At 68.9% G+C, this 7,177-nt stretch carries 3 protein-coding genes and 2 pseudogenes; 1 reads left to right on the top strand and 4 read right to left on the bottom strand.

All coding sequences use genetic code 11. From position 1 onward, the window contains the following. Nucleotides 1-102: 102 nt before the first annotated feature. Nucleotides 103-436, bottom strand: a pseudogene (locus AB0I23_RS09550) (IS5/IS1182 family transposase); the annotation flags it as partial. A 25-nt stretch (nucleotides 437-461) separates the two neighbouring features. Here AB0I23_RS09550 and AB0I23_RS09555 point away from each other — a divergent pair. After that, entirely contained in the window at nucleotides 462-593 is a 132-nt protein-coding gene (locus AB0I23_RS09555; RefSeq protein WP_359108414.1) for a hypothetical protein, read from the top strand. A 256-nt stretch (nucleotides 594-849) separates the two neighbouring features. On the opposite strand, the gene AB0I23_RS09560 is transcribed toward AB0I23_RS09555, so the two are convergent. The 3 genes and pseudogenes from AB0I23_RS09560 to AB0I23_RS09570 form a co-directional block, all read right to left on the bottom strand. Continuing rightward, the gene (locus AB0I23_RS09560) at nucleotides 850-4,587 is read right to left on the bottom strand and encodes a S8 family serine peptidase (protein ID WP_359108416.1); all 3,738 of its coding nucleotides are present in this window, start codon (nucleotides 4,585-4,587) and stop codon (nucleotides 850-852) included. A gap of 410 nt (nucleotides 4,588-4,997) precedes the next feature. After that, nucleotides 4,998-5,684: pseudogene (locus AB0I23_RS09565) on the bottom strand (response regulator); the annotation flags it as partial. A gap of 20 nt (nucleotides 5,685-5,704) precedes the next feature. Continuing rightward, entirely contained in the window at nucleotides 5,705-6,961 is a 1,257-nt protein-coding gene (locus AB0I23_RS09570; protein ID WP_359108418.1) for a sensor histidine kinase, read from the bottom strand. Nucleotides 6,962-7,177: the final 216 nt, after the last annotated feature.

A 7,177-nucleotide genomic window follows, 5' to 3' on the forward strand; every position in this document is an offset into this window, starting at 1 on the left:
GTGCCAGCTTTGACGGGGGCCCGTCATGTACGCGGCGCCGACTTGGCCGAAATCCGTTGTTGATCGATCTGTGGGGTTCGTTGGACTGCCCGGCAGTAGGCGTCACTTGAGCCTTTTGGTGGTCGGGCGGCCGTCCCAGCGGTAGAGCTGGGCGGCGCGGCGGATGACCATACGGAGCGTGACGATCGTGACGGGGCAAGTAGAGGTAGAGGTCGACGACCTGGCTGCGCTTCTCGGTGCAGCGTCGGAGTTTGCCGAAGCCGTTCATCCACGCGTGACTGCGCTCGACCACCCATCTCTTGCCGGCCTGGATCGGAGCGGGCACGCCCTTGCGGGCGATCTCGCCGGTGAAGTCGAGTTCCGACAGTGCGGTGCGGGTCTTGCCGCTGTCGTAGCCGCGGTCCAGGTTGACATCGACCTGCTCGGGCAGCGGCCCACAACGCATACGATCCCGCACGCGGATGGCGGCTCGACTGGGCACGGTCACCTGGTCGGCGCTGAGCGTGAACAGCCCCGCCGGCGCGGGCTTGCCCGAGGAGGAGGCCGAGGCGGAAAGCGTGAGCGTGATCGGCTCCTCGGTCCAGTTGGTGTAGATGACCGTCCTGGACGCCGACGAGTGCGGGTAGGTTCAAAAATGTGGAGCTGCGCCGATGACGCGGTGCGTCAAGCAGGCGGGTACGGATGTCGAGAACTCTCGGACATGTCCGGCACTTTCAAGGACTTTGCTGATTTTTTTCGGCAATACGGAGTCCCGGCAAGGTATTTGATTGCCAGTACAACGGGATGCGCCCCTGGCGCGAGGGCGTGCCTTGCGCCAGGGGTGCGGTCGGAAAAGGTCTGCCGTGAGGGTCAGCGAACGGCGTAGGCCTTGATCAGGGTCTGCTTAATCTTGCTGCCGTTGGTGTCCTGCGCCTTGACGCGCAGCGACACATAGCCCTTTGCCGGGTTGCGGACGGACACCTTGTAGTGGCCGTCGACCTTGGTCTTCACCGTCGCGGGGCTCCAGGTGGCACCGTCGTCGGTGGACATCTCCACCTCGACCCCGTCGATGTCCGGAGTGGAGCCGGTCTGGAGCGCGAACACCAGGTCGAAGTCGTAGGTGTTGCCACCCTTGGCGGTGTTCTCCGCATCCAGGCCGAAGCCGTACTTCGGCCAGAGCAGCGCCAGGTTCTCCTCCCCGCTCACCGGCCGGGCGGACCTGAACGTCCACTCAGTGCTGGTCTCGGTGGACAGCGGGAACCACGCCGGGTGCGACGTGTCCATGGTGATCCGGTAGGCCGCCGGGTCAGGGCTGACCGGCAGCATCATCATCGCGCGCGTCGTCTCGGTGAGGAGCTTCTCGTCCTGGTACACACGCACCATCGCCTTGTCGGACGCCGCGCCGAACCAGCCGAAATGCTCCGGTTCGCTGTCACCCATCTCCGGCACGACGAGGGTCATGTCGTCGCCCTCGCGGACCGCGCGGGTGTTCGCCGGTCCGGCCGGGCCGTTCGCCGCGCCCAGCCAGGTCTCCTCGCGCTGTTCGCCCGGGCTATAGGTGCGGAGCACGTCATTCATGCGGCGGCCGATGTTGGTGGGGTCCGGGAAGACCGCGTGGGACCATCGCATGTCCTTCAGGGTCGGCCACTTGCTGCCTGTGGAGGACCACTCCTCCCGGTCCAGCGGCCCATCGATGAACTCCACGATCTGGACGATGAGGCGCTCTCCCGGGCGGACCACCGAGCCGGTCTCGCCAAGTTTGGTGCCCTTGGTGCTGCGGTAGTGGGACTTCACCACGGCCGAGTTCTCCGCGGTGACCGCGTCGGTGGGGTCGGCCGGAATTTCACCGGGAACCATGAGAGCGATGTTGTACACATACGGGCTGTTGGCGATGCCGTGCAGGTTGATCGACGTGGGACCACCGGCCATCCGGTCAAAGAGCACGGCGCCTTCGTCCCGGGTGAGGGTCCAGGCCGGGATGGTGGTGCGGGCGACGAGCGGCACACTGGCGTAGAAGGAGCCCGGCTGGTCGCCGACGATGATCACTGCCTTCGCCCCGGCATCGGCCACGGCGGCGATCTGCTCGGCAGTCTCCCGGGTGGCATCGCTGGTGACGACCGCGAGCTTGCCACCGAGGTTCTTGCCGGCCAGGTCCTCGGGCCCTCCCTTGCCGGCGTAGACTGCCCGGAGCGTGCTGGGGCCGTCCAGCCGGGCCGCATTGAACACTGGCTCAAGCGGGAGCGCGCCGGCCTGCCCGGCAATGGACGCCCGGATCGCCGGGGCGTACCTGCGCTGCTGGAAGTCGAACTCGAATGAGCCGAGCGTCACCGGTGCGGTGGGCACCACGTAGGCATGGTCCCAGGTCGGGCTCGACATGATCTTCATGAAGTCAATCCCGTAATTGCCGGGGAGTTGCTGGCGGTACCCGATTCTGTAGCCGTTCGGATCGGACTCCTTGGGCGTCGCGACCTTGACCTCCTTGCCCAGCCGGGCATCCAGCGTGATCGTCCGATCCGCCTTCAGTTCCACTACGGGGTCGCCGGCAAGGGTACCGTTCAGGATCTCGACTCCGGCCTCGTCCCGCGTGTAGACGACACCCATGACCGAGTAGCGTCCCAGCGGCACTGCGACAGTCGCCGTTCCGTCCCGGAGGTAGGGCTCAAGGACCTCGTCTTCGTCCAGGTCGAACACGACCACGTCGGTGCCCTGCGCCGGGTTTCCGTTCCGGTCGATCGCGTTGACGGTGAGGTCGACGGTGGGCACCCCCTTCGTCGCGCCGACGGTGGTGTGGATCGCGGAGCCGTCGGGCGCGGTGGCGGTGACGACACCCGTGTAGTCACCCAGGACGCAGAGTTCGGGGTGGTAGGTCACCGTCACGTTCGTGGTGGAGTTCGCCAGGACCGTCACGCTGGTGGCGCTGAGCGTGAACGTGCCGTCCGGTGCGGGCCCGGTCTCCCCGGAAGAGGCCAGGCGGAGCGACAGCGTGGTGTCCGCCGCGGAGGTGTTGACGTAACTGACCGTCTTGGTGACCGGCGCGCTCTCGGCCGTCGACTTGCCCATGCTGACGACGGCGGGGCTGGAGTAGACGGTGGCGTCGATCGCCTTGGGCACGTCGACTCGGCCGCCGCCCTGCTGATAGGCCGTGTATGAGCCCTGCTTGGCGGTGCTGACCAGCACCTGCTTGAGCCGGTCGGCGGTCCAGTCCGGGTGGCGCTGGGCGAGGATCGCCGCGGCGCCGGCCATGTGCGGTGTGGCCATCGAGGTGCCGCTGGCCGCGGTGTAGTTGGCGTCGACCGGGCGACCCATCGAGGTGCCGGCAGCGCGCGCGGCGACGATGCCCACGCCCGGTGCGGTGATCTCCGGCTTGACCGCGAAGTCGCCCTTGCGCGGGCCGCGGCTGGAGAAGCCCGCGAGCAGCTCCGACTTGGACACCGCGCCGACGGTCAGCGCGGCGTCGGCGGCACCCGGCGAACCCACGGTCGACTTGTCCGAGCCCTCATTGCCGGACGCGATGACGAACAGCGCGCCGGAGGACGCGGTGAGCTGGTTGACGGCCTGGCTCAGCGGGTCGGTGCCGTCACTGGCGACCGGCGAACCCAGGCTCATGCTGACGACGTCCGCACCTTCGGCCACTGCCCACTCCATGCCGGCGATGACCCCCGACTCGGGGCCGCTACCGGCGTTGTCGAGGACCTTGCCGATGTACAGGTCGGCGCCCGGCGCCACGCCCCTGTACTTGCCGCCCGACGCGGCACCTGAGCCGGCGATGGTCGAGGCGACATGCGTGCCGTGACCGTGGTGGTCGACGACGTCGGGGTCGTCGGTGAAGTTCTGCGTCTTCTTCACCTGCCCCGCCACATCGGGGTGGTTGGGGTCGAGACCGGTGTCGAGGACGGCCACCTTGGTGCCGGTGCCGTCGTACCCGGCCGCCCACGCCTCCGGCGCGCCGATCTGCGGCACACTCTGGTCCAGCGACACCTTGACCGGCTTGTCGAGCCAGAGCTTCTTGATGCCGTCGGCAAGCTTCGGTTTGGTCGTCGCGTCGGCGCTGTCGTCGTCGACCGACTTCCAGAACGTCGCCGCCTTCTTCTTGCTCGCGCGCAATGCCACCGCGTTGGCGCTGGGCAGCTCGTCGTCCTTCACCGAACCGGCCGGCGCGGCCTGCTCAAGCGCCTTGCCCGCCTTGCCCGGCGCGCCCGCGAAGGTCGCGATCAGCGGCACCGCGGCGCGGTGCGCGTCGTCGTAGCCGTACTCGACCAGCTTGGTGACGTTGAACAGCTCGCGATCGAGCTCGTTCGCGGCAAGGTACGGCTGTGCCTTGTCCGGGATGACATAGACCTCGTCACCCACCTTCATGGTGGAGAACGTCGCCGGGGTGCCGTCAGGTGTGGGCGCGATCGTCGCAGCCTGGGAGCCGTTGGCGTGGCGTTCCAGCGTCACCACCTCGCCGGTGACGAGGGTGAGCTTGTGTGTGGCGACAACCGGGCCGTCCTGCCGTGGCTGGGCAGCCTGAGGGACCGACCCGGCCGGTGTCGCTGCGGCGACGGGCAGGGTGCAAAGCGTCCCGGCCACACAGGCCGCGGTGAGCACCCCCAGGGCCGTACGCACTGGACGGCGTGTCAGCCGGTAGGCTATGGAGGTGGTTGAGCGGGCCGAGGATCTGGTCGACCCAGCCCGTCGTGACTGTCTCATTGAGGCGATGACCTTCTCTGAGAGGGAATGAAGGCGCGCGAAAGCCACGCGGTCGCGGGAATTCGGCGCCGCGTCGGATCACTGCATGTGGATGCGGTGTGTTTGTGCTGCACTTTCAGGTGTGAGCGGTGCAGCAGTACCAGGACGGCGGACCGCGTGCCGTGTTGCGGCGTCGGCCATGGGCCGCCGCTGTGTCAGCTCGGTGGTGTGGCAGGGGAACCTCGCTGCGCTGTGGGGTCCGGAAACTCGGGCCGACTGGAGGGGTTGGGCGGATCTGCAGGATTCGGTCGTGCGGTCGGCGGGGTGGGGCCGGGCAGGGGTTCGGGGATCAGGCCGTGGGCCAGTGCCGCCGTCACGGCGCCGGTGCGGCTGTCCACCCCGAGCTTGGCGAAGACACGGACCAGGTGGGTCTTCACTGTTGCCTCGCTGATGAACAGCGCGCGTGACACCTGCCGGTTCGACAGTCCCTTCGCGAGCAGGACGAGAATCTCTGTCTCGCGTGGGGTCAGTGTGGACTGCGGTGCCCGCATGCGGCCGAGCAGCCGAGTGGCGACGGGCGGAGCCAGCACGGTCTCGCCGGCCGCGACGGCGTGCACTGCGGAGATCAGCTCCTCGACCGGCGCATCCTTGAGGAGGTAACCGGTCGCACCCGCCTCCACGGCGGCAAGGATCTCGGCGTCGGTTCTGTAGGTGGTGAGGACCAGTACCCGGGGCGGGGCCGGCAGGGCCCTGATCCGCCGGGTGGCCTCGACACCGTCCATGCGCTCGCCGCCGCCTCGCCCGCTGCCGGTCGCATCGGCGGTAACGCCTGACACCTTGTCGGTACCGCCGCCCATGCGCAGGTCCATGAGGACCACGTCGACCTCCGTCGACCCGGCGACCATTCGCAGCGCCTCGGCGCCGTCCCCCGCCTCACCGGCCACCACGACCTCGGGCACGTCATCGAGCAGCGCGCGCAGGCCACGGCGCACGACCGGGTGGTCGTCGACGATCAGGACGCGTACCTGCGCCATGGAGGCGGTGTGCGGTGCGGTCACGACGTCACCCCATTCGGAGTCGGCAAACTGGCGGCGACCGCTGTTCCCTCGCCGATCGCGGACTCGACGGTGAGCGCGCCGCCCAGCTCCTCTATCCGCTGGCGCATCCCGAAGAGCCCGAAGCCGCCACGGGAGTCCTGCGGGGGCAGCTCCGGATCGAAGCCCTTGCCGTCGTCGAAGACATCGAGCGTCACCCGGTCGTCCAGGTAGCACAGGCTCACCACGCACCTCTCGGCGTGCGCGTGCCCGCGCACATTGGCCAGCGCCTCCTGGGTCAGCCGCAGCAGCGCCACATCGCACTCGGCACCCAGCGGGTACGGCTCCCCGTGCAGATGGAACGCGGTGCTGAGACCGTCCTCGGCACTCCGGTCGACCAGTCGGCGCAACGCCTCCGGCAGGGGCGTCTCGACCAGGGGCGGCGGGCTCAGTTCGTACAGGAAGCGCCGGCACTCGGCGAGGTTCGCCGTGGCGACCTCGGTGGCCGCGGCGGTCCGCTCCTGCGCCAGGGATGCGTCCGGCGGCAGCGCGGCGTAGGTGGCGCGCAACAGCATGATCACGCTCGAGAGGCCCTGCGCGACCGTGTCGTGTATCTCCCGGGCCAGCCGCTGGCGTTCGGCGAGCCGGCCGGCCTCCCGCTGCGACTCCGCCAGCGCGTCCCGGGTGACGATCAGCTCAGCGATGAGCGCCTGGCGGGCCTGGCTCTCCCGGTACAGCGACTGGTACCCGAGCACCGTCAGCGTGGAGACCAGCGCGCCCAGCAGCGGTCCGGCCACCTGGGGGATCCCCAGCGTGCCGGCCTCCGCTCCCTTGGCGGCGATCACGATGACGGTCCCCAGAGCGACGGCAACGACCGCCAGCCGCAGCGGCAGGAGCAGGACATACAGTGCGAACAGCGGGAACCCCAGCCAGCCGAACCCAGCGCTGAACGCCATGAGGCAGGTCCACACCGCGGTCAGCGCGCCAAGCCAGCGCAGCACACGGCCCGGGTTCCCTCCGGTCGTGCCGACGGATTCGGTGGTTTCCTCGCGACGTCGAGAGCCGGCAGGCCTGGCAGGGCCGGCGAATCCCACCGCGTACGTGGCGGCGAGGAGCACGGACAGGGCGGCCACGATGGACGTGTCGTGGTTCGACACAGCCGTACCCGGACCGATCACGACCACGAGGGCCGCAACGAGCGAGGAGACGAACAAGCCGTTCAGCGCGTGCCGTAGCGTCGGCGGCATGGCGTGCGCCGCCCCTCTGGGCTGCCCCATCCTCATCCGCGCCTCACTCCCGGTTCACCTCATGCGGTCACCGCCGACACTAAGCTGTGCACCGGCTCGGGGTCGTGTCCATCGTTTGGTTGATCCGAGATAGCGCCTTATCCCCCTAAGCCCGACCGGCAATTGGGGGGTGGGTGAAGGAGCGGGGCTGGGGTGCGTGCATCGCAAGGCGGAGGATTGAGCCATGGCGGAGCCCTGGTGATTGAC

It is taken from the genome of Streptomyces atratus, from assembly GCF_040655115.1.
In the GTDB taxonomy this organism is placed as follows: domain Bacteria; phylum Actinomycetota; class Actinomycetes; order Streptomycetales; family Streptomycetaceae; genus Streptomyces; species Streptomyces atratus_D.

What these genes read in the sequence shown, in the direction of transcription:
- AB0I23_RS09555 (WP_359108414.1), top strand. Translation starts at nt 462, where the DNA reads ATGGCGGCTCGACTGGGCACGGTCACCTGGTCGGCGCTGAGCGTGAAC.
- AB0I23_RS09570 (WP_359108418.1), bottom strand. Translation starts at nt 6,961, where the DNA reads ATGGGGCAGCCCAGAGGGGCGGCGCACGCCATGCCGCCGACGCTACGG.